The sequence below is a fragment of the Luteimonas sp. RIT-PG2_3 genome (genome assembly GCF_054902115.1).
In genome coordinates, this window is sequence record NZ_JBUBPF010000001.1 from 185,985 (window position 1) to 205,058 (window position 19,074).

The 19,074-nt window shown below is 67.7% G+C and carries 19 protein-coding genes; 13 read left to right on the forward strand and 6 right to left on the reverse strand.

The annotated features are described in order from the left end of the window. Positions 1–131: 131 nt before the first annotated feature. The 3 genes from ACYX7E_RS00765 to gcvA form a co-directional block, all read right to left on the reverse strand. Positions 132–1,292 carry a GAF domain-containing protein gene (locus tag ACYX7E_RS00765; protein ID WP_462078627.1) on the reverse strand — a complete coding sequence of 387 codons (1,161 nt, stop codon included), beginning with the start codon at positions 1,290–1,292 and terminating at the stop codon, positions 132–134. 74 nt (positions 1,293–1,366) lie between these two features. Next, on the reverse strand, positions 1,367–2,152 hold the full coding sequence (locus ACYX7E_RS00770) for a DUF2306 domain-containing protein (RefSeq protein ID WP_462078628.1): 786 nt from the start codon (positions 2,150–2,152) through the stop codon (positions 1,367–1,369). Between the two features lie 105 nt (positions 2,153–2,257). Further along, the gene (gene gcvA, locus ACYX7E_RS00775) at positions 2,258–3,268 is read right to left on the reverse strand and encodes a transcriptional regulator GcvA (protein ID WP_462078629.1); all 1,011 of its coding nucleotides are present in this window, start codon (positions 3,266–3,268) and stop codon (positions 2,258–2,260) included. A 44-nt stretch (positions 3,269–3,312) separates the two neighbouring features. On the opposite strand from gcvA, the gene ACYX7E_RS00780 reads away from it, so the two are divergent. After that, positions 3,313–4,134 carry an MBL fold metallo-hydrolase gene (locus ACYX7E_RS00780; protein ID WP_462078630.1) on the forward strand — a complete coding sequence of 274 codons (822 nt, stop codon included), beginning with the start codon at positions 3,313–3,315 and terminating at the stop codon, positions 4,132–4,134. Continuing rightward, complete coding sequence (locus ACYX7E_RS00785) at positions 4,131–4,994, forward strand: MBL fold metallo-hydrolase (RefSeq protein ID WP_462078631.1); 864 nt, start codon at positions 4,131–4,133, stop codon at positions 4,992–4,994. The genes ACYX7E_RS00780 and ACYX7E_RS00785 overlap by 4 nt, the downstream gene beginning before the upstream one ends. 43 nt (positions 4,995–5,037) lie before the next feature. Here the strand turns inward: ACYX7E_RS00785 and arsH are convergent, their stop codons facing one another. After that, the gene (gene arsH / locus ACYX7E_RS00790; RefSeq protein ID WP_462079040.1) at positions 5,038–5,775 is read right to left on the reverse strand and encodes an arsenical resistance protein ArsH; all 738 of its coding nucleotides are present in this window, start codon (positions 5,773–5,775) and stop codon (positions 5,038–5,040) included. 23 nt (positions 5,776–5,798) lie between these two features. Between arsH and ACYX7E_RS00795 the strand changes: the two genes are divergently transcribed. Genes ACYX7E_RS00795 through arsB form a run of 3 tightly spaced genes read left to right on the forward strand, consistent with a single transcriptional unit; the run spans position 5,799 to position 7,737 of the window. Continuing rightward, positions 5,799–6,125: an ArsR/SmtB family transcription factor gene (locus tag ACYX7E_RS00795; protein ID WP_462078632.1), complete on the forward strand. Its 327-nt coding sequence runs from the start codon at positions 5,799–5,801 to the stop codon at positions 6,123–6,125. Between the two features lie 39 nt (positions 6,126–6,164). Continuing rightward, entirely contained in the window at positions 6,165–6,683 is a 519-nt protein-coding gene (locus ACYX7E_RS00800; protein ID WP_462078633.1) for an arsenate reductase ArsC, read from the forward strand. Between the two features lie 13 nt (positions 6,684–6,696). Continuing rightward, the gene (arsB, locus tag ACYX7E_RS00805) at positions 6,697–7,737 is read left to right on the forward strand and encodes an ACR3 family arsenite efflux transporter (protein ID WP_462078634.1); all 1,041 of its coding nucleotides are present in this window, start codon (positions 6,697–6,699) and stop codon (positions 7,735–7,737) included. 81 nt (positions 7,738–7,818) lie between these two features. Here arsB and ACYX7E_RS00810 read toward each other — a convergent pair whose 3' ends face one another. Together ACYX7E_RS00810 and ACYX7E_RS00815 are read right to left on the reverse strand one after the other, a co-directional pair. Further along, positions 7,819–8,613, reverse strand: coding sequence for a thioesterase family protein (locus ACYX7E_RS00810; protein WP_462078635.1), 795 nt, complete (start codon positions 8,611–8,613; stop codon positions 7,819–7,821). 165 nt (positions 8,614–8,778) lie between these two features. Continuing rightward, positions 8,779–9,858, reverse strand: a complete 1,080-nt coding sequence (locus tag ACYX7E_RS00815; RefSeq protein WP_462078636.1) for a cation diffusion facilitator family transporter — start codon at positions 9,856–9,858, stop codon at positions 8,779–8,781. A gap of 66 nt (positions 9,859–9,924) precedes the next feature. Between ACYX7E_RS00815 and ACYX7E_RS00820 the strand changes: the two genes are divergently transcribed. The 8 genes from ACYX7E_RS00820 to ACYX7E_RS00855 all read left to right on the forward strand — a co-directional run bounded on the left by ACYX7E_RS00820 (position 9,925) and on the right by ACYX7E_RS00855 (position 19,054). Next, complete coding sequence (locus tag ACYX7E_RS00820) at positions 9,925–10,197, forward strand: metal-sensing transcriptional repressor (protein WP_462078637.1); 273 nt, start codon at positions 9,925–9,927, stop codon at positions 10,195–10,197. A gap of 111 nt (positions 10,198–10,308) precedes the next feature. Then, on the forward strand, positions 10,309–10,812 hold the full coding sequence (locus ACYX7E_RS00825) for a MarR family winged helix-turn-helix transcriptional regulator (protein WP_462078638.1): 504 nt from the start codon (positions 10,309–10,311) through the stop codon (positions 10,810–10,812). After that, on the forward strand, positions 10,809–11,660 hold the full coding sequence (locus ACYX7E_RS00830; protein WP_462078639.1) for a DNA alkylation repair protein: 852 nt from the start codon (positions 10,809–10,811) through the stop codon (positions 11,658–11,660). Before ACYX7E_RS00825 ends, ACYX7E_RS00830 begins: the two co-directional genes overlap by 4 nt. Beyond that, complete coding sequence (locus ACYX7E_RS00835; RefSeq protein WP_462078640.1) at positions 11,660–11,998, forward strand: DUF6616 family protein; 339 nt, start codon at positions 11,660–11,662, stop codon at positions 11,996–11,998. The genes ACYX7E_RS00830 and ACYX7E_RS00835 overlap by 1 nt, the downstream gene beginning before the upstream one ends. Before the next feature lie 259 nt (positions 11,999–12,257). After that, positions 12,258–12,494, forward strand: a complete 237-nt coding sequence (gene rpmB / locus ACYX7E_RS00840; RefSeq protein ID WP_462078641.1) for a 50S ribosomal protein L28 — start codon at positions 12,258–12,260, stop codon at positions 12,492–12,494. 10 nt (positions 12,495–12,504) lie between these two features. After that, positions 12,505–12,672 carry a 50S ribosomal protein L33 gene (gene rpmG / locus ACYX7E_RS00845; protein ID WP_462079041.1) on the forward strand — a complete coding sequence of 56 codons (168 nt, stop codon included), beginning with the start codon at positions 12,505–12,507 and terminating at the stop codon, positions 12,670–12,672. 1,362 nt (positions 12,673–14,034) lie between these two features. Next, entirely contained in the window at positions 14,035–15,456 is a 1,422-nt protein-coding gene (cls, locus tag ACYX7E_RS00850) for a cardiolipin synthase (RefSeq protein ID WP_462078642.1), read from the forward strand. 130 nt (positions 15,457–15,586) lie between these two features. Continuing rightward, positions 15,587–19,054 carry a hybrid sensor histidine kinase/response regulator gene (locus tag ACYX7E_RS00855; protein ID WP_462078643.1) on the forward strand — a complete coding sequence of 1,156 codons (3,468 nt, stop codon included), beginning with the start codon at positions 15,587–15,589 and terminating at the stop codon, positions 19,052–19,054. Positions 19,055–19,074 lie beyond the last annotated feature (20 nt).

A 19,074-nucleotide genomic window follows, 5' to 3' on the forward strand; every position in this document is an offset into this window, starting at 1 on the left:
TCCGACGGTCGATTCGCGGCCAACCCATGCAGGCCTGCTTCAGGCCAACCGACCGGAAGCACCGGCGGCCAGAAGTCACACGCCACATACCTCATGCACCAGCACGAGTGCGCGATGGCGCACCTGCCGTCCTATGGATCAGCCACTTCAGCAGCCACCTCATCGGCTTCCACCGCGCACGGCACCGCCAGGGTCAGGCGGGTCGCCTGGCCGATGCGCTCCTGCCGCAGGTTGCCGCCGTGTTCCTGCGCAATCAGTTCGGCGACAAACAACGCGTCCTCGGCGATGCGCGCGCCGTCGACACTGTGGAACAGCACGCGGAACGTCAGTTCGTCCGCGGCGCTACGGGCTTCCACTTCGACCGGCCGGTCAGCCGCGCCGGCTTCCAGTGCCACGCGTACCAGGATCTCGCAGGCTTCGCTGACGGCAGCGGCATCGCAATGCACGTCGCAGGAGATGTCCACGGATGACAACAGCATGCGTCCCGATTTCGACGTCCCGGCGCGTGAGATCGCAGCCGCCAGGGCATCGGCCAGCGTACCGCCGGACAGCCGTGTCTTCCTGAGCACACCACTGATGCGGCCGCCGCGGTCCGACAGTCCGCCCACCACCGAGGTCATCGCGAAGGCACTGCTTTCAATCGCGCGCACGTGCTGCCTCGCTTCATCGCTGAGGCCGTCGACCTGTTTGAGCAGGTAGGTTTCCACGCTGATGTCCTGCAGATGCGTGTTCAACTGCTCGCGAACACCAACGATCGACACCTGCCGGGCCGTCGCTGCGCCCAGCGCCGCCAGCAGCGCCGCGCGATTGACGCCGGCCTCGTGCTCGACGCTGAGCTGGATGCCGATCAGTTCCGCGAACAACTGCGCGGTACGCATCGCCGCCGCCACGTCGAACGTCTGCGGCTCCGGGTCGATGGCGCACAATGTTCCGAAGAACGAGCCATCCGCGCGGAAGATCGGCACCGACAGGTAACTTCTCAGGCCATAGAGCCTCGGCGTGTGGTGGTCGCGAAAGCGCTCGTCGGCGAGGGCGTCCGGAAAGACGACCGGGGCGTGATGCCCACGGATCTCGTCGCAGATCGTCGTCGACAGTTCGAGTTCGCCTCCCGGCACCAGGCCGAAGTTGATCTCATCGAGCACCGCGCAGGCAGTCCATCGCGTCTCCGTAACCCGCGCCACGGCAGCGAAACGCATGCCGGTGAAGCTGGCCAGGGCTTCGAGGATCTTCGGGATCGCCGTGATGGCGGAAACGGTCTTGACGTCGGCGTCGCTGGGCAGATCGGTGGACATGAAAGCCGTATCCGGAAGGGTCCGGCAAGCTTAGCCTGCGGGTCCGCGAGTGTCAGTGACGGGGGGCCGACGCTCTACGTGGGCCTGGCCTCGATGTCCTGCGTCCGCGCGGTGCGGACCAGCGCCAACAGGCGAGCGATCCCGGCATATCCGAGCAGCGGCAGCAGCCAGCTCAGCCACAACATGAATGCGATCGCCTCCGGCGACGGCGGGCCCAGTTGCAGATGCGCCTGCAGCAGGATCCGGAACGTGATCGGCGACAGGGTCACCAGATAGTTGCGGATCATCCAGCGCCGATGCAGCCACACTTGCCGGCGCCTGATGGCGATCATCGCCATCAGTGCGGTCGTCAGCCAGGCCAGCGCCGTCATTGAGAAAGCCGACCGAATGGCGAAGGGCGCCGGCGAGGTCGCGATCAGGCCGGTAGCGCCCACGCACGCGACCAGGATGCCACCGATGTAGAGCCTACCCGCCCAGCGGTGCCATCGCAGCCGGGTCCGCGACCACCGGGTCAGGAACTGCAGCGGTCCCAGCGCAAGGGTCAGGCCCCCACCGGCAAGATGGGTCCACAGCCAACCGTGGCGGTTCGCGAACATCGCGTAGGCGGACGACCCCAGATGCGCGTACTTCCCATGGATCATCAGCAGGAACTCGAAGCTGATCACGCCGAGTGCAAGCCAGACGATGGCCCAGCCGAGGCCGCGCGCGATGCCGTCGCGAGGGGATGCGCCACGGCTCGCCATCGGTGGGTCCATGCTGCCGTCAGTCATGCGCTCGTCGGTCATGCGCTCGTTGATCGTGCTTTTTTGAGGCCGGCTCTTCTGGCGCATGCCCTGCTGGAACATGCCCTGCTGGAGCATGCGCCGATCACCCGCTCTTGCCCAGTTCATCGTTTCGACGGCCCTGCAGCCTTCAGGGCTGCGCGTCGAACAGGAGGGCTGCAGGTCGAAAACCGTGCCGGTCCCTCAAGCCCCGGATACCGCTTCGCCCGCGCATTCCTCCTGCAGCCATCGGCAGAATGCTTCGATGGCGGGGCCCGGTGCTGTCTTGTCCGGGAGGATCAGCCAGAACCCGTACGCGTTCTCCAGCGCATGGTCGAAGGGCCTGACCAGGCGACCTGCGCGAAGATCGTCTTCCACCAGCGGACCAATCCCCAGTGCAACGCCATGCCCGGCGATGGCCGCTTCCTGCGCCAGATAGATGCTGGCAAACACCGGCCCTTGCTGCGCGTCCACATCGGTGACGCCGACGGCTTCCAACCAGTCCGACCAGCCTGGCACACCGTGTCGGCCCAGCGCAGTCTCGTCGTGCAGCAGCGTGTGCTGCCGGAGATCGCCAGGACGTGCGAGCGGCGCCGACGCCTGCGCCAGCAGCGAAGGCGAGCACACGGGAAAGGCCTGCGCTGCCATCAGCGGCGTGGCATGCACGCCGGCGTAGCCTCCCGGGCCATAGCGGATACCGACGTCGACACCATCCCGCGCGAAATCGGCGTGGCCGTTTCCGGTATCGATGCGCACCCGGATGCCGGGCCATGCACGCTGGAACCGATGCAGCCGCGGTGCCAGCCATTTGGCGGCGAACGACTCCATGGTCGTGACGCGGAGCTCCGCCATCTCGCGCGACATCGCGCGGTCGAGCGCCAGGTCCAGTTGTCCGAACAGGTCCGCCAGCGTGGCCGCCAGCGCATCGCCTTCGCGGGTCAGTTCCACCGCACGATGCGTCCGGCGAAACAGCGGCACGCCCAGGTACGCCTCCAGTTGCTTGACCTGGTGGCTGACCGCTGCCGGCGTGACGAAAAGCTGCTGCGCCGCGAGGTTGAAACTGAGGTGTCGGGCCGCGCTCTCGAACGTGCGCAGGGCATTGAGCGGGGCGGGATGACGGGGCTTCACGGGCGTCTTGACTGATCCGGGTCGCTGGGATCGTATCGCTTTAGTTTTTCTAAAGCGAACAACGAAATAACTCGTTTGCCGGGGCACGCCGTCTTCGCGACCATGCCGCCCTGTCCTCGGAGGTCTCCCCTGTGCGTGTCGAAGAACTGGCTCCAGATCTACTGATGTTCGTCGGCAACGACGTCCAATCCGTTGCCACCGCCTTCATCGATGGCGATGACGTGCTGCTGGTGGACGCCCTCGGCAGCGTGGAGGACGCGGCATGGCTGCGTGATGTGCTTTGCGGCGAGATGGGCAAGACCGTACGGTTGATGGCGACCACGCACTTCATGAGCGATCATATCGCCGGTCTGACGGCATTTCCCCGCGCCCTGGTCATGGCGCATCGGCACTATCGCCATGCCTTCCTGTCGCAGAACCGACCCGTCGACGCGTTCTACCGCGAACCGGACATCGTGTTCGACAACATGGCCCTGCGCTGGGGGCGGCACGCGTTGCGGTTGCTGCACAACCCTGGCAAGACGATGGACCACCTGAGCGTGGATGTCCCCAGCGCCGACCTGGTCTGCGCGGGCGACAACATCGTCGGCAACATCGTCTATCTGTCGAAATCGGATCCGGCGCTGCAGCAGGCAGCGATCGGACGCATCCGGCAATTCGGGAGAAGCAGGGTCGTCGGCGGGCACGTGGGTGCATTCGACGCCCAGGTGCTCGACAACGCCTTGCACTACCTGGCCCGGTTGCGGGAGGCCGTCGTGCACATCCGGACGCAGGCACCTTCTGCGGAGATCGAGCAGCGGATCGCCGCTATCCGCATCGAGGATTGCATCGCGCCACAGGTGGAGCCGAGCGCGTTCGAACGCGAATGGCATGGGAACAACCTGGACGTGATCGGCGCGCAGGCGATTTTTGCGCTCGATGCAGCGATGGCATCCCGGGGACACGTCGCATGAGCCGCGATCGGAGCAGGGTGTGCGGCAACGCCGGGCGCAGGCGATTCCTGGCCTGCTCGGCCGGCGCCGCGACGGCCGCGCTGCTGCCTTGCGGCGCATTGCAGGCAACCGGCCCGGCACCGGCGCTGCGCATCCAGCGCCTGGCGTGGGCGGGTATTCGCCTGCAGCTTCCGCAGTCGACCTTGTTCATCGACCCGCTGGTGGATACGAATGCCTGGGGCACAGCGCTCGCCGACCCCCTGGTGCCGGTGCGCGACAGCGTGGGCGACACCAGCGTGCTCATCACGCATGCGCATCCGGACCATTTCGATGCACAGGCGACCGGCGACGCGCTCCAGCGTGGCGGCGTGCAGGCGTATCCCGCAGGCATCCAGCTCCCGCTGCCGGTCGGCGTGCGCGCCAGACCCAGCGCGCTCTGGGAGCCGCAATTGCTGGGCGATTTCACCGCCACGCCGGTCCCCGCCTCCGATGGCTATGGCGATACGCAGGTGTCGTGGGTCGTTACCGCGGGAGGCCGACGCATTTTCCACGGCGGCGACACCCTGTGGCATGGGCATTGGTGGCGCATCGGGCGTCAGTTCGGTCCATTCGATGCGGTCTTCCTGCCCATCAATGGCGCGCGCTTCGGCTGGCGCCAACCCGTCAGTGGCCTGCCCGGCGTCATGACACCCGACCAGGCCGTGGCCGCCGCCACGATTCTCGGTGCGCGCATGCTGGTCCCCATCCACTACGGCATCAGCGGCATCGAGGCGTATGTGGAAGTCGCCGATCCGCTGGGCGAGCTGCGCAAGGCGGCGCGTGGTCGATCGTTCCCGGTGCAGGCGATTTCACCCGGCGATTGGCTGGATTGGTCGCAGTGAATGCGCAGCGGCCGGTCACTGGCAGGAACCGACTGAAGATGCCCTACCTCTCCAGCGGCTCCACGACATTCGCGGCTGCCGCCAGTCGACGCGCGTCGTCCGCGCCTTTCCGTTCGCTATAGCGATCGACCAGATAGTCGCTCCGCCCTCGCGTCATCAGGGTGAACTTCACCAGTTCCTCCATGACGTCGACGGCACGATCGTAGTACGCCGACGGCCGCATGCGTCCGTCGTCGCCGAATTCCTGCCAGGCCTTGGCCACCGACGACTGGTTCGGGATCGTGACCATGCGCATCCAGCGGCCTAGGATCCGCAGGGTGTTGACCGCATTGAACGACTGCGAGCCTCCGCTGACCTGCATCACCGCCAGCGTCCTGCCCTGGGTTGGACGTACGCTGCCTTCTTCCAGCGGAAGCCAGTCGATCTGGTTCTTGAACACGCCGGTGATCGTGCCGTGCCGCTCCGGCGTCACCCAGACCTGGCCCTCGGACCATTGCGACCACGCGCGCAGTCGCTGCACCTCCGGGTGCGCCTTGCCGACGTCATCGACCATCGGCAACCCGTGCGGGTCGAACACGCGGGTCTCTGCGCCGAGATGGCGCAGGATGCGTTCGGCTTCCAGCGCCAGCTTGCGGCTGTAGGACTCCGGACGCAGCGAGCCATACAGCAGCAGGATGCGCGGAGGATGGGCATCGGCAGTCCCCAGCAGGTCTAGGCGGGGCGCGGGAAGCTGGCGTGCATCGACATGGGGAAGATCCGGGGGCGAGCCTTGTTCTGTCATATTCATTCGACTATTCTAGAAAAATGGAAACAAAACATGCAATAGCCTCACTGACCGCCCTCGGCCACGCCACACGCCTGGCCGCCTTCCGGCTGCTGGTCGAAGCCGGGCCTGAGGGCCGCATGGCCGGCGACATCGCCGCGGCCTTGTCGGTCCCCAATGCCACGCTGTCGTTCCATCTCAAGGAACTGGTGCATGCCGGCCTGATCGACAGCGAGAACCTGGGCCGCAACGTCTGCTACCGCGCGAACTACGCGGCGATGAACGACCTGATCGCCTACCTCACCCACAACTGCTGCGCCGGATCGGGCGATGAGGCCTGCCCGCCTGGCGGCGGCCCACCCTGTTGATTGCACGACGCGAATGAATCCTCCTGCGAGATGACCGCCATGACACGCCGCGTTCTTTTCCTGTGTACCGGCAATTCCGCCCGCAGCGTCCTGGCCGAAGCCACGCTGCGCGCTTGGGCCGGCCGCCGCTTCGAGGTGTTCAGTGCCGGCAGCCAGCCTGCCGGCGTCGTGAACCCCTACGCATTGGCGCAACTGGCCGCCGAGGGCATGTCCACCGCCGGCCTGCGCAGCAAGTCCTGGGATGCGTTCGCGGCCGAAGACGCCGCGCCGATGGACCTGGTCATCACCGTCTGCGATGCCGCCGCTGCGGAGTCGTGCCCGGTCGTGTTCGGCGACTTCGTGCGCGCCCATTGGGGTCTGCCGGACCCCGCGGCCGTCGACGGAGACGATCGCGAGCGGCGCGAGGCGTTCCAACAGGCGCACCGCATCATCAAGGCCCGCCTGCTGGCGTTGCTGGCCTTGCCGGCCGACACCTGGGATGACCGGGCCGCGCTCAAGGAAGCCCTCGATCGCATCGGCTTCGTGCAGCCGGGCGACGACGTGCCTGTCCATGCCTGATGCAACGCCACGCATGGGATTGTTCGAACGCTGGCTGACGGTCTGGGTGCTGCTGTGCATCGTGGCCGGCACGCTGCTGGGCCATCTGTTTCCCGACGCATTCGCCGCATTGGGCAGCGCCGAGATCGCGAAGGTCAATTTGCCGGTGGCAGGGCTGATCTGGTTGATGATCATCCCGATGCTGCTGAAGGTCGACTTCAGCGCCATGCGCCAGGTCGGACAACACTGGCGCGGCATCGGCGTCACGCTCTTCATCAACTGGGCGGTCAAGCCGTTCTCGATGGCCTTGCTGGGCTGGGTCTTCCTGCGGCATGTGTTTGCCGACGCCCTGCCGGCCGCGCAGGTCGATGCCTACATGGCAGGGCTGATCCTGCTTGCCGCCGCACCCTGCACGGCGATGGTGTTCGTGTGGAGCCAGCTGTGCCGGGGCGATGCCAACTTCACACTGAGCCAGGTCGCCCTCAACAACGCGATCATGGTCGTGGCGTTCGCACCGCTGGTCGCACTGTTGCTCGGGCTCTCATCGATCCGTGTGCCTTGGGATACCCTGGCGCTGTCGGTTGCCCTGTACATCCTCGTACCTGTCGCCGTCGCCCTCACGTTGCGGCGATGGCTGCTGGCGCGCGGCGGCGGCGCGCGGCTGCAAGCGGCCATCGATCAGTGGGGCCCGATCTCGTTGGCAGCATTGCTCGCCACCCTGATCCTGCTGTTCGGATTCCAGGGCCGGCAGATCATCGAGCAGCCACTGGTCATCGCAATCCTCGCGGTCCCGATCCTGATCCAGGTGTACTTCAATTCCGGGCTGGCCTATCTGCTCAACCGCCGGCTGGGCGTCGCCCATCGCGTCGCCGGCCCTTCGGCGCTGATCGGCGCCAGCAACTTCTTCGAACTGGCGGTGGCCACGGCGGTCAGCCTGTTCGGCGTGCACTCGGGCGCCGCGCTGGCAACCGTCGTCGGCGTGTTGATCGAAGTCCCCGTCATGCTGTCCGTGGTGCATGCGGTCAACCGGAGTCGCGCTTGGTATGAGCGAGAGCCTGGCCGCGCCTGTCGGTGAGGTCGACACGAAGACCGACGGGACTTCGGTCGCTGCGGCGCCTTGTGCCCCGCCGGCGGCGCCAGGCGCACCGCAGCCTGCCTACTTCGGCCGCACCGTCAGGCATTGCGACACTGCGCCGATCGGGCCGGCGACATCGTGCAGCACGCTGTGCGTCAGGCCGATGCCATCGCTGCCAAAACTGACGCGGGTATCGAAGCCGATCCATTCGCTGCGCGGCGCCTGGAACAGGTGCGCGGTCAGGTCGAGGTTGGGAAATGCGACGTCGCCAGGTTCAGCGCGCGGCGTGATGCCGTTGGCGACATCGACCAGGCCCAGCATGCGGGCGGTCGCGCTGGCAGTCTCGCCGGCGATCAGTGCGTGCGCAGTGCGGACCCAGTAGCGGGCACTGCCGGGTTCGGGCTCGTCACGGCGCACGTCGACGGAGCGCACGAAGCCGCCGGGCCAACGGCTGCCGACATCCCAGGGCGCCATCTGTTCCGGCGGCGCGATCGACGACAGTCCGGTACCGGCGATGGCCGTGGTGTCGCTGCCCGCCATCAGCCACGCGCGCAGGATCACCGCAGTGCGTCCGCCATGCTGCATGCGCGCCTCGACGAGTTCGATGGTGCGGCCCGCTCTCAGGACGTTGATCTCGATGTCGACGACATCCATCGGGATGATGCCGAGGATGTCGTAGGACACACGTCCCAGGCGCAGGCCATCGTCGCGACGCGCATCGCGGTCGGCTTCGACGGCATGCGCGAGCAAGCCGAACGCCGGTGCGATGTGTTGCTCGTCCGGGTTCCAGCCGCCGCCGACATGCACGGTCGGCCGGAAGCGATGGTGGTCGACGCGTTCGAAATACGATGAGGCAGCGATAGCAGAGTCGGACATTGCGGAGGGCTCCTGGCAACCCGCTTATTCTAGGACGCGCGCATCCGCGCGTCGTCGCGCATCGGCAACACGTCTTCGGATATCGGACATGCCGCGGCATGATATCCGGGACAGGCTTCGATGCCGGACGCCACACTCGGCACACTCGCCCAGGCGCTCACGCGCTCAGCGCGCGGGGCGGGCCCGCATCAGCGGCTGCACCTCGACGGTGACATGCACCAGTTCCTCATGCACGGCGAGCGCATTGCGGATCTGGTCCGCCGAAACCTCACCGTCGCTCACCACGGCGAGCACACAGGCGTACTTGCCCTTGCCGACGCGCCAGACATGCAGGTCGGTGATGAGGGCGTCGCGCACATCGTGGGCGATGACGTCGCGGATCTCGTCCACGACCGGCGCGTCCATCTCGGCATCCAGCAGCACGCGGCCACTGTCGCGCAGCAGGCCCCAGGCCCAGATGACGATCAGCGCCGAACCGAGCAGGCCCATCGCCGGATCCATCCATTGCACGCCCCAGCGCCAGCCGGCGACCAGCGCGACGATTGCGAGCACCGACGTCGCGGCGTCGGCGACCACATGCAGGTAGGCCGCGCGCAGGTTGAGGTCGGCGTGGTGTGTGTGCCCGTGTGCGTGCTGATGGAGGTGCGCATGCTCGCGGTCGTGGTCGTGGTCGTGGTCGTGGTCGTGGTCGGCATGCTGTCCTTGCGCGGGCTGCATCCGACGCTCATGCGCGTGATCCTGACGTCCATGGTCATGATGCGAATGCCCGTGGTGGGCGTGATGGGCATGGCTGTCCTTGAGCCACCATGCGCAGACCAGGTTCACCGCGAGGCCGACGACAGCGATCGCGACCGCCTGCTCGTAATGGATCGGCAACGGGTTCATCAACCGCTCGATCGACTGATAGGCCATGATCGCGGCGACGCCGAGCAGCAGGATCGCACTGGTGTAGCCACCCAGCACTTCGACCTTCCAGGTGCCGAACGCGAAGCGCCGGTCATGCGCGTGCCGGCGCGCGAAGCGATAGGCGAAGACCGACAGCCCCAAGGCCAGCGCATGCGAACTCATGTGCCAGCCATCGGCCAGCAAGGCCATCGAATTGAAGTACCAGCCGCCACTGATCTCGACCACCATCATCGCGGCGGTCAGCAGCACGGCGCGGCGGGTGTTGCGCTCAGCCAGGGGATTGCCTTCGTCGAAGGCGTGCGTGTGCTGGCGGTCGGCGGCAGCGGCCTGCAATGACATGGCGGCGGCATCGAGGGGGGCGGAGCGCGTTATGCTATACCCCCCAGGGGTATAGAGAACAGTCAGATGTCGCATGTTTCCGGCAACCGTACGCGCCTGCTGACGCGCGTACGCAGGCTCAAGGGCCAGGTCGAAGCACTCGAGAAGGCCCTGCTCGACGACCCCGAATGCCTGGCGGTACTGACCCAGACCGCGGCGATCAAGGGCGCGGCGCAGTCGCTGATGGTCGAACTGCTGGACGACCACCTCCAGGCGCACCTGGTGCAGGAGCCGGACGCGCAGGCGCGACAGGCCGAGAGTGAGGCGCTGTCGGGGATGCTGCGCAGCTACTTCAAGTAGCGGCGAGCAAGCGGCGGCGTGTTCAAGCAACGGCGAGCCCTTGCGATCCGCTGCGCGGTTCCGTCATGCGCGCTGGCTATATGATTAGCCGCCATATAATATGGCGACATCATGCAACCCCTCGAACAGAAGTACCTCGCCCTGCTGGATGAAGCCCAGCGCCGCCAGTTGCCGGACCTCGACGGCATCGCGCTGTGTTTCCAGACCCTGTCGTTGGCATCGGCCATCGATCGCGATTGCGCCGCCCTGCTGGCGCCGCATGGCCTGTCGGAAGGCCGTTTCGTGCTGCTGTTCCTGCTCGACGCGGCCGAGGACGGACTGGCCGCGCACGCCCTGGCCAGCCGCGCCGGGGTCACCCGGGCCACGGTGACCGGCCTGCTCGATGGCCTGGAACGCGAGGGCCTGGTCGAACGGCAGGCCGACCCTGATGACCGCCGTGCGCTGCGGGTGCAGTTGACCCGGCACGGCAAGGCGCTGGCGGGCGCATTGTTCGAAGCCCACGGCCGCTGGATTGCAGGACTGTTCTCCGGCCTCAACGCGCGCGAACGCAGCACGCTGGCCGGCCTGCTCGGCAAGGTCGCCGGTGGACTGGCTGCGCGCACGCCCACCCGATGACGCGCGACGCTCCCCCTACGGCCAAGCGCCGGCACGGCAGGCCACGCGAGGCCACCCCCGCCCCGCACCGCCCACGCAAGGGGGCATCGCGGGCCGCCGATATCCCTGCCGATGTGCTCGCCGCGCTGCAGGCCGGCACGTTGTCGACCGCGACGCTGGCCGAAGGATTGGCGATCGATCAAACGGCCCTGCTGTGTGCCACGCATCCCGGCCTGCCGGCCGAAGCGCTGGCGCGTGCAAAGGTGTCCGGCGCGGTCGGCATCCTGCGGCGCATGCGGACGATAGCGGAGGTGTTGCTGGCGCAATACGGCCCGGCGCATGCCGAGGTCTGCCGCCACCACGCTTCAGACACCGTGCGCGGCTGGGCCTGTTTCATCATCGGTGCGCAGCCGGGGCTGTCGACGCGCGCGCGGTTGGCGGCGATCCAGCCATTGGCCGACGACCCGCATTTCGGCGTCCGCGAGTGGGCCTGGCTGGCGGTCCGCCCAGCGCTGGCAGCGGACCTGGACACGGCGATCGCGGGGCTGGCCGACTGGACGGCGTCGCCATCGGAGCGCATCCGCCGTTTCGCGAGCGAGGCGCTTCGCCCACGCGGCGTCTGGTGCGCGCACCTGCCCGCACTGAAACAGGCCCCGCAACGGGCGCTGCCGATCCTGGAGCCGCTGCGTGCGGACCCTTCGCCGTACGTGCAGGACTCGGTCGGCAACTGGCTCAACGATGCCGCCAAGGATGCGCCGGGCTGGGTCCGCGACCGTTGCCGGCAATGGCGCCAAGCCTCGCCCGCCGCGACGACGGAGCGGATCTGCCGACGCGGCGAACGCCTTCTTTCCACACCCGAGACGCCCTGATGTCCCACTACCTGGTCGAGCTGTACACTCCCAACGCCGCATGGCTGGCGCTGCCGCGCAGCGCGCGCGACGCCTTCCTCGCGGCCATCGGTGCTGGGATGGCGGCCCTGGCCGATGCCGGCATCGAGGTGCTGGCGCTGGGCGAGGTCGACCCGGCAACGGCGCTGGCCAGCGGACACCGTTTCGTCGGGATCTGGCGTTTCAACGACGCTGCCGGACGCGATGCGCTGCTGGCCGGCATCGCCGCCAGCGGCTGGTACGACTACTTCGACCACGTCAACGCCGCGACCGCAGGGGGCGGACTGGCCGGGCATCTGGACGCGCTCGCCATGGCCTGAGCGGGCGTTCTCCCGGCCCGCGAGCCGCCCGCAACCCGCTCCCGCCTTGCCCGACGGGGCGGCGACAGGCATAATGCCCGGCTCGCTGTGCCCGACCCCCGCTGTTTCCGGGTCGCGGGCGTGGACCGGAAGCGCAATCCGCCACCCCGTGCAGCGTGAAACCTGACCCGTCTGCGTGGTCCGCGATGCATCCGCATCACTGGGCCGGGGCCGCCATCTCCCTGGCTAAGGGCGATATCAAACACATTCGAGGTGCGTAATGTCCCGAGTATGCCAAGTCACCGGCAAGCGTACGACGACCGGCAACAACGTGTCGCACGCCATGAACAAGACCCGCCGCCGCTTCCTTCCGAACCTGCATGAGCGCCGGTTCTGGGTTGCCAGCGAAAACCGCTGGATCAAGCTGCGTGTTTCCACCAAGGCCCTGCGCACCATCGACAAGAACGGCATCGATGCCGTGCTCGCCGAGCTCCGTGCCCGTGGCGAAAAGGTCTGAGGAGTAAAGCATCATGGCAGGCAAGCGCGACAAGATCCGTCTGATTTCCTCGGCTAACACCGGGCATTTCTACACCACGGACAAGAACAAGAAGAACACCCCCGGCAAGATGGAGATCAAGAAGTACGATCCCGTCGTCCGTAAGCACGTGGTCTACAAGGAAGGCAAGATCAAGTAATCCGCGCCTGCGCGGACCATCGATCTGTTTCCCTGAAGAACCCGCCGCAAGGCGGGTTTTTCTTTGGGCGTTCTCCGGGGGACAGGGTGACCGTTCGCATGCCTATGTCACATCGGAGGGGAGGCGCGGGCGGCTGATGTTGGATGAGCCGATGTCTTCGGCGGCGCTCGCGCTAGACCTGTCGACGCCGCCATCCTGACGCTCGCGGCAGTGGTGGGTCGGGTGGAGGCTGCGCCAAGCACGCCATGGATGGCGTGCGCCCGAGTCAGGGCAGGACGCCCTGACCGAGGGAAGAGCAACCGCAGCCCGACCCGCCGCTGCAAGTCCGGGCTCAGCGAATCTGCTTTTCTGCTCTTGGGCTCTGTTTTTCTCGAAGTTAAAGGCAACGGCTCGTGTTCGTCGGCCTCGGAAGCTGCATCGCCACGTCCAGGGCTTGCTGCCCGGCTCGGTCAGCCATCCTTGGCTGACTCGCCGCCGCGGGCCATCCATGGCCCGCTCTCCGCAATCCCCGGCCGAGGCGACGCACTGGCGTCGGAGGGGCCGAGGTCTTCGATGGGATGCATGCGTCGATACCCTGCCGACACCGCAATCCTGACGCTCGCGGCAGTGGCGGGTCGGGCGCAGGTTGCGCCAAGCACGCCATGGATGGCGTGCGCCCGAGTCAGGGCAGGATGCCCTGACCGAGGGAAGAGCAATCGCAGCCCGACACGCTGCTGCAATTCCGGGCTCAGCGGCTCTGCTTTTCAGCTCTGTTTTCTCGGAGTTGAGGGCAACGGCTTGGCTTGGTCGGCTTCGGAAGCTGCATCGCCCCGCCCAGGGCTTACTCCTCGGCTCGGTCAGCCCGTGCCGCTGTGCGGCCCGGCGAAGCACGCCGGGCGTTCGCATGGGCTGCGCGGCAGTGCCGCGCAAGCAGCCCCTGCTCACCCATGGCTGACTCGCCGCCGCGGGCCATCCACGGCCCGCTCTCCGCAATCCCCGGCCGAGGCGACGCACTGATTTTGGATGAGCCGATGTCTTCGACGGCGAGGGCGCGCTAGACCTGTCGACGCCGCAATCCCGACGCTCGCGGCAGTGGCGGGTCGGGCGGAGACTGCGCCAAGCACGCCATGGATGGCGTGCGCCCGAGTCAGGGCAGGACGCCCTGACCGAGGGAAGAGCAACCGCAGCCCGGCACGCCGCTGCAAGTCCGACACCGGCGATCCAGCTTCGAGCCCTTTCTCGCACGTCATCAGAAGAGCAGCAGAAGCCAGTGAACCACTGTCGGCAATCCAACCAGATCAGCGATCCCCACGAGCCCCCTTCGCCGCCAATCAAACCCCGACCGGACTCGCGCAGCGCGCACGATCCCCGCACAATCCGGGCATGACCTGGTCCGAGCTCAACGCCAGCGTGTGGATCCTCGTCATCGACTGGGTGATCCGGATCGGCGCACTGCTGTGGATCCCCAGCCGCACGCGTCCAGCGGCCGCACGCAGCTGGCTGCTGCTGGTCGGCTTCGTCCCCCTGGCGGGCCTGCCCCTGTACCTGTTCTTCGGCCACCCATGGCTGTCGCGCGAGCGCATCCAGCGACAACGACTGGCCTCGCAGGTGATCCGTGACGAACAAGCCCTGCTGGCCGACCTGCGCTGGACACCGGGCCCCCATGGCGCCGACGCCGAGATGGTCCCCCTGCTCGAACGACTGGGCGACTTCATGCCCACGCACGGCAATGCCGTGCAACTGCTCGATGACTACGACGGCTCGCTGCAGGCCCTGCTGGCCGACATCGATGCCGCCAGCGAGCGCGTGCACCTGCTGTATTACCTGATGTTCGACGATGCCGTCGGCGAGGCCGTGGTCGAGGCACTGGAGCGCGCCGCCGCACGCGGCGCGACCTGTCGCGTGCTGCTCGATGCCGTCGGCGCCAAACGTGGATTGCGCCATTACGCGTGCCGCCTGCGCCAGGCCGGCGTGCAGGTGCATGCCATGCTCCCCGGCGGACTGCGCTGGCGCCGCAGCGGCCGCATGGACCTGCGCAACCATCGCAAGATCGCCGTGATCGACAACCGCGCAGCCTACGTCGGCTCGCAGAACCTCGCCGATGCCGGCTTCATCCGCGAATTCCCGAACCGCGAGCTCGTCGCGCGCGTGCAAGGGCCGGTGCTGGCACACCTGGAAGCCGTGTTCGCCAGCGACTGGTACATCGAGACCGGCGAGCGCCTCGACGTGATCCCGACGCTGGCGCTGCCCGATGCCGATGTCGCGACCCAACTGCTGCCCAGCGGCCCGGCCTACCCGTTCGAGAACGCGCGCGATACCGTCAACGCCCTGATCCACCTCGCGCGCCGCCGTGTCGTGCTGGTGACGCCGTACTTCATTCCCGACGACGCCACGTTGAGCGCACTGCGCATCGCCGCGCTGTCGGGCGTGGACGTGCAACTGATCCTGTCGGCCAGCAACAACCAGCGCCTGACCGCATGGGCGCAGTCGTCCTACTATGCCGAGCTGGTCGACAGCGGCGTGCGCATCGCCCTGTACCGGCCGCATTTCCTGCATGCCAAGCACCTGAGCATCGACGAGGACATCGCCCTGGTCGGCTCGATCAACCTCGACATCCGCTCGTTCGCGCTGAACGCCGAAATCGGCCTGGTCTGCTACGACCGCGCGGTGGTTGCCCAGCTGCGTGCCATCGAGGACGCCTACCTGGCCGAGGCCGATACCGTCAGCGCCGACACCCTGCGCCGCCGCCCGGCCTGGCGACGCAGCCTCGAAGGCATCGCGCGGCTGGCCGATTCGTTCCTGTAGCGGCGCCGCGGCGAGCGGCCGCGAGCGCTAGTGATCGGTCAGCCCAGGCCACCACAACCGTCTGACGCGGGCGCGAACGCCGGCGGCGGGCCGCGTACACTCTCGGCTTCCCGAGCGAAGGACAACACGCGTGCTGCCAGGCTGGGTCTTGCTGCTGGTGTCGGTGGGCTATGCTGCGGTGCTGTTCGCGGTGGCATGGCTGGGCGACCGCTATCCGCTGTATCCGCAGCGGCCATGGCTGCGCCCCGTCGTCTACAGCCTGGCGCTGGCGGTGTACTGCTCGTCGTGGACCTTCTACGGCGCCGTCGGTTCTGCCGTGCGCTACGGCGTGGGCTACCTGCCGATCTACCTGGGTCCGCTGCTGATGCTGCTGTTCGGCTGGCGGATCCTGGAGCGGCTGGCGATGATCGCGCAGTCGCAGAACACCGTCTCGATCGCCGACTTCATCGCCTCGCGCTATGGGCGCTCGCAACGGCTGGCCGCGCTGGTCGCGGTCATCGCCATCGTCGCCGCCGTGCCCTACCTCGCCCTGCAGTTCAAGGCGGTCACGATCAGCCTCGGCGTGCTCGGCGGCCAGGACATGGCCAATAGCACGATCGGCGACCCGGCGATCTACGTCGCCGCGCTGATGTCGCTGTTCGCGATCCTGTTCGGAACCCGCCAGGTCGACGCCACCGAGCATCGCCCCGGCATGATGCTGGCCGTCGCGCTGGAATCGCTGGTCAAGCTGGTCGCGCTGATCGCGGTCGGCCTGTTCGCCTACGGCTGGCTCAACAAGCATGAGCTGCCGATCGTCGACGCCACCCAGGCGCTGTTCCAGAACGCGCCACCGGTCGGCTTCGTCGGGCAGACGCTGCTGGCGTTCGCGGCGATCATCTGCCTGCCGCGCCAGTTCCATGTCGCGGTCGTCGAATGTGGCAACGTCGCCGACATCCGGCGTGCGCGCTGGCTGTTCGGCATCTATCTGGTGCTGATCAGCCTGATGGTGCTGCCGATCGCCAGCGCCGGCGTCGCCCTGTTCGGGCGCGACAGCGGCGTTGCGTCCGACAGCTTCGTGCTGGCGCTGCCGTTGGCCGAGCACAGCAACATGCTGGCCCTGCTGGCCTATGTCGGCGGCTTCTCGGCGGCGACCGGCATGGTCATCGTCTCGACCGTGGCACTGGCGACGATGGTCAGCAACGACCTGGTGATGCCGCCGCTGCTGCGGCGCGGCTGGGCGCAGCGGCACGGTGGCAACGTCGCCTCGACGGTGCTGTGGATCCGCCGCATCGCGATCATCGCGATCGCTGGTCTGGCCTATGGCTACTACCGCCTCAGCGGCAGCGATACCGCGCTGGCCGCATACGGACTGATGGCATTCGCGGCGGTCGCGCAGTTCGCGCCTGCGCTGTTCGGCGGCCTGTACTGGCGCGGGGCGAGTCGCCAGGGCGCGGAGGCCGGCCTGATTATCGGCTTCAGCGTCTGGATCTACACGTTGCTGCTGCCGACGCTGACCGATGCCGGCTGGATCGACCGCAACTGGCTCATCGACGGCCCGCTCGGCATCGCCTGGCTGCGGCCGCGACAACTGTTCGGGCTGGGCGGTTGGGATCCACTGACGCATGGCACGTTCTGGTCGCTGCTGATGAACGTCGGCGCGCTGCTGCTGGTCTCCGCACGCTGGCGGCCGACGCTGGACGAACGCATCCGCGCGGCGCCCTTCCTCGATCCCTATGCCGAGCGCAATGCGCTGTCATCCGATACCTGGCACGGCAACGTCCAGGTCGGCGACCTGTTGACGCTGGCCGGCCGCATCGTCGGCGAGCGCACCGCGCAACGCGCGTTCGACGAACAGGCCGTGGTGCTCAAGCGCGAGCTGCTGCCCACTGCGCGCGCCGACCGCAACTGGGTGCAGTTCACCGAACGCCTGTTGGCGGCCGCGATCGGTGCGGCCTCGGCGCGACTGGTGTTGACCAGCGCGCTGCGCGGCTCAGGCATGGAAGTGGCCGAGGTCGTCGCCCTGCTCGACGAGGCCGGGCAGGAGCTTCGCTTCAACCGCGAGATCCTGTCGTCGACATTGGAAAACATCGACCAGGGCGTCAGCGTGGTCGACCGCGACATGTGCCTGGTCGCCTGGAACCGCCGCTACCAGCGCCTGTTCAACTATCCCGACGGCATGCTCTACGTCGGCCGCCCGGTCGCCGACCTGATCCGCTTCAACGCCGAACGCGGCGAACTGGGCGACCTAGGACAGGACGACATCGAGGACAAGATCGAGAAGCGCGTCGGCTACATGCGCGCCGGCTCGGCGCACGTGTCCGAACGCGTGCGCAGCAATGGACAGGTGCTGGAGCTGCGCGGGCAGCCCCTGCCCGGCGGCGGCTATGTCACCAGCTACAGCGACGTCACCGACTACAAGCGTGTCGAACGCGAACTGCGCGAGGTCAACGAAAACCTGGAGCAGCGCGTGGTCGAACGCACGCGTGAGGCCGAACTCGCACAGGAGTCGCGCTCGCGCTTCCTGACCGCGGTCAGCCACGACGTGCTGCAACCCTTGAACGCGGCGCGACTGTTCACGTCCGCGTTGCGCGACAGCACCGAGATCGGCCAGCAGCTGCACCTGGCCGAACGCATCGACACCTCGCTGCGCGCCGCAGAAGAGCTGCTCGACGGCCTGCTCGACGTATCGCGCCTGGATGCAGGCGCCTTACGTCCGGAGTTGACCGACTTCGACGTCGGCGAGCTGCTGCGCGAGCTGGCCAGCCAGTACGCGCCGATGGCGGCGGCGCGCAAGATCGAGATCCGCGTGCATGCGCGCATGCTGCCCGTGCGCAGCGACCGTCGCCTGTTGCGCCGCGTCCTGCAGAACTTCCTGGCCAATGCGCTGCGCTATACCCGCAGCGGTCGCGTGGTCCTGGCCGCGCGCCGTCGCGGCGAGATGGTCGCCCTGCAGGTCTGGGATACCGGTCCGGGCATCCCGGAACACCACATGCGCCAGATCTACGACGAGTTCCACCGCTACGAGCAGCCCTTCGACTGGGATGGTCGCGGGCTCGGGCTTGGCCTGTCGATCTGCCAGCGCATCTCGCGCCTGCTCGAGCATGCGCTGGACGGGCGCAGCGAGGTCGGCCGCGGCAGCATGTTCTCGATCATCGTGCCGCGCAGCCTGCTTGCGACCGTGCCGGCACTGCCAAGGCCGGCGTCGATCGCCGATCATGATCCATCGCTGGCCGGCCTGCGCGTGCTCTGCGTCGACAATGATCCCGACATCCTGGCCGGCATGGAGGCGCTGCTGTCGCGCTGGCAGGTGCAGCCGCTGCTGGCGACCACGGTGGATGCGGCGCTGGAGCAGATGTCGGCGCAGCCCGATGTCCTGCTGGTCGACTACCACCTGCACGACCGCCTCGACGGTCTCGACACGCTGGACCTGCTGCGCGGCATCGTGCCGAAGCTGCCGGGTGCGTTGCTGACCGCCGACGGCAGCGACGAACTCAAGCGCGCAGCGCGGGCGCGTGGCTATCGCGTACTGACCAAACCGGTCAAACCTGCCTCGTTGCGCGCATTCCTGCTGGCACAGCGCGCGGGCAGCGGACGCGCGTCGACCGCACCGGTGGCCTGAGCCTCGAAGGATTGCCGCCG

What these genes read in the sequence shown, in the direction of transcription:
- ACYX7E_RS00800 (WP_462078633.1), top strand. Translation starts at nt 6,165, where the DNA reads ATGACACGCCGCGTTCTTTTCCTGTGTACCGGCAATTCCGCCCGCAGC.
- ACYX7E_RS00815 (WP_462078636.1), bottom strand. Translation starts at nt 9,858, where the DNA reads ATGTCATTGCAGGCCGCTGCCGCCGACCGCCAGCACACGCACGCCTTC.
- ACYX7E_RS00765 (WP_462078627.1), bottom strand. Translation starts at nt 1,292, where the DNA reads ATGTCCACCGATCTGCCCAGCGACGCCGACGTCAAGACCGTTTCCGCC.
- rpmB (WP_462078641.1), top strand. Translation starts at nt 12,258, where the DNA reads ATGTCCCGAGTATGCCAAGTCACCGGCAAGCGTACGACGACCGGCAAC.
- arsB (WP_462078634.1), top strand. Translation starts at nt 6,697, where the DNA reads ATGGGATTGTTCGAACGCTGGCTGACGGTCTGGGTGCTGCTGTGCATC.
- ACYX7E_RS00820 (WP_462078637.1), top strand. Translation starts at nt 9,925, where the DNA reads ATGTCGCATGTTTCCGGCAACCGTACGCGCCTGCTGACGCGCGTACGC.
- ACYX7E_RS00825 (WP_462078638.1), top strand. Translation starts at nt 10,309, where the DNA reads ATGCAACCCCTCGAACAGAAGTACCTCGCCCTGCTGGATGAAGCCCAG.
- ACYX7E_RS00785 (WP_462078631.1), top strand. Translation starts at nt 4,131, where the DNA reads ATGAGCCGCGATCGGAGCAGGGTGTGCGGCAACGCCGGGCGCAGGCGA.
- ACYX7E_RS00835 (WP_462078640.1), top strand. Translation starts at nt 11,660, where the DNA reads ATGTCCCACTACCTGGTCGAGCTGTACACTCCCAACGCCGCATGGCTG.
- ACYX7E_RS00830 (WP_462078639.1), top strand. Translation starts at nt 10,809, where the DNA reads ATGACGCGCGACGCTCCCCCTACGGCCAAGCGCCGGCACGGCAGGCCA.
- cls (WP_462078642.1), top strand. Translation starts at nt 14,035, where the DNA reads ATGACCTGGTCCGAGCTCAACGCCAGCGTGTGGATCCTCGTCATCGAC.
- ACYX7E_RS00770 (WP_462078628.1), bottom strand. Translation starts at nt 2,152, where the DNA reads ATGCTCCAGCAGGGCATGTTCCAGCAGGGCATGCGCCAGAAGAGCCGG.
- arsH (WP_462079040.1), bottom strand. Translation starts at nt 5,775, where the DNA reads ATGACAGAACAAGGCTCGCCCCCGGATCTTCCCCATGTCGATGCACGC.
- ACYX7E_RS00810 (WP_462078635.1), bottom strand. Translation starts at nt 8,613, where the DNA reads ATGTCCGACTCTGCTATCGCTGCCTCATCGTATTTCGAACGCGTCGAC.
- ACYX7E_RS00795 (WP_462078632.1), top strand. Translation starts at nt 5,799, where the DNA reads ATGGAAACAAAACATGCAATAGCCTCACTGACCGCCCTCGGCCACGCC.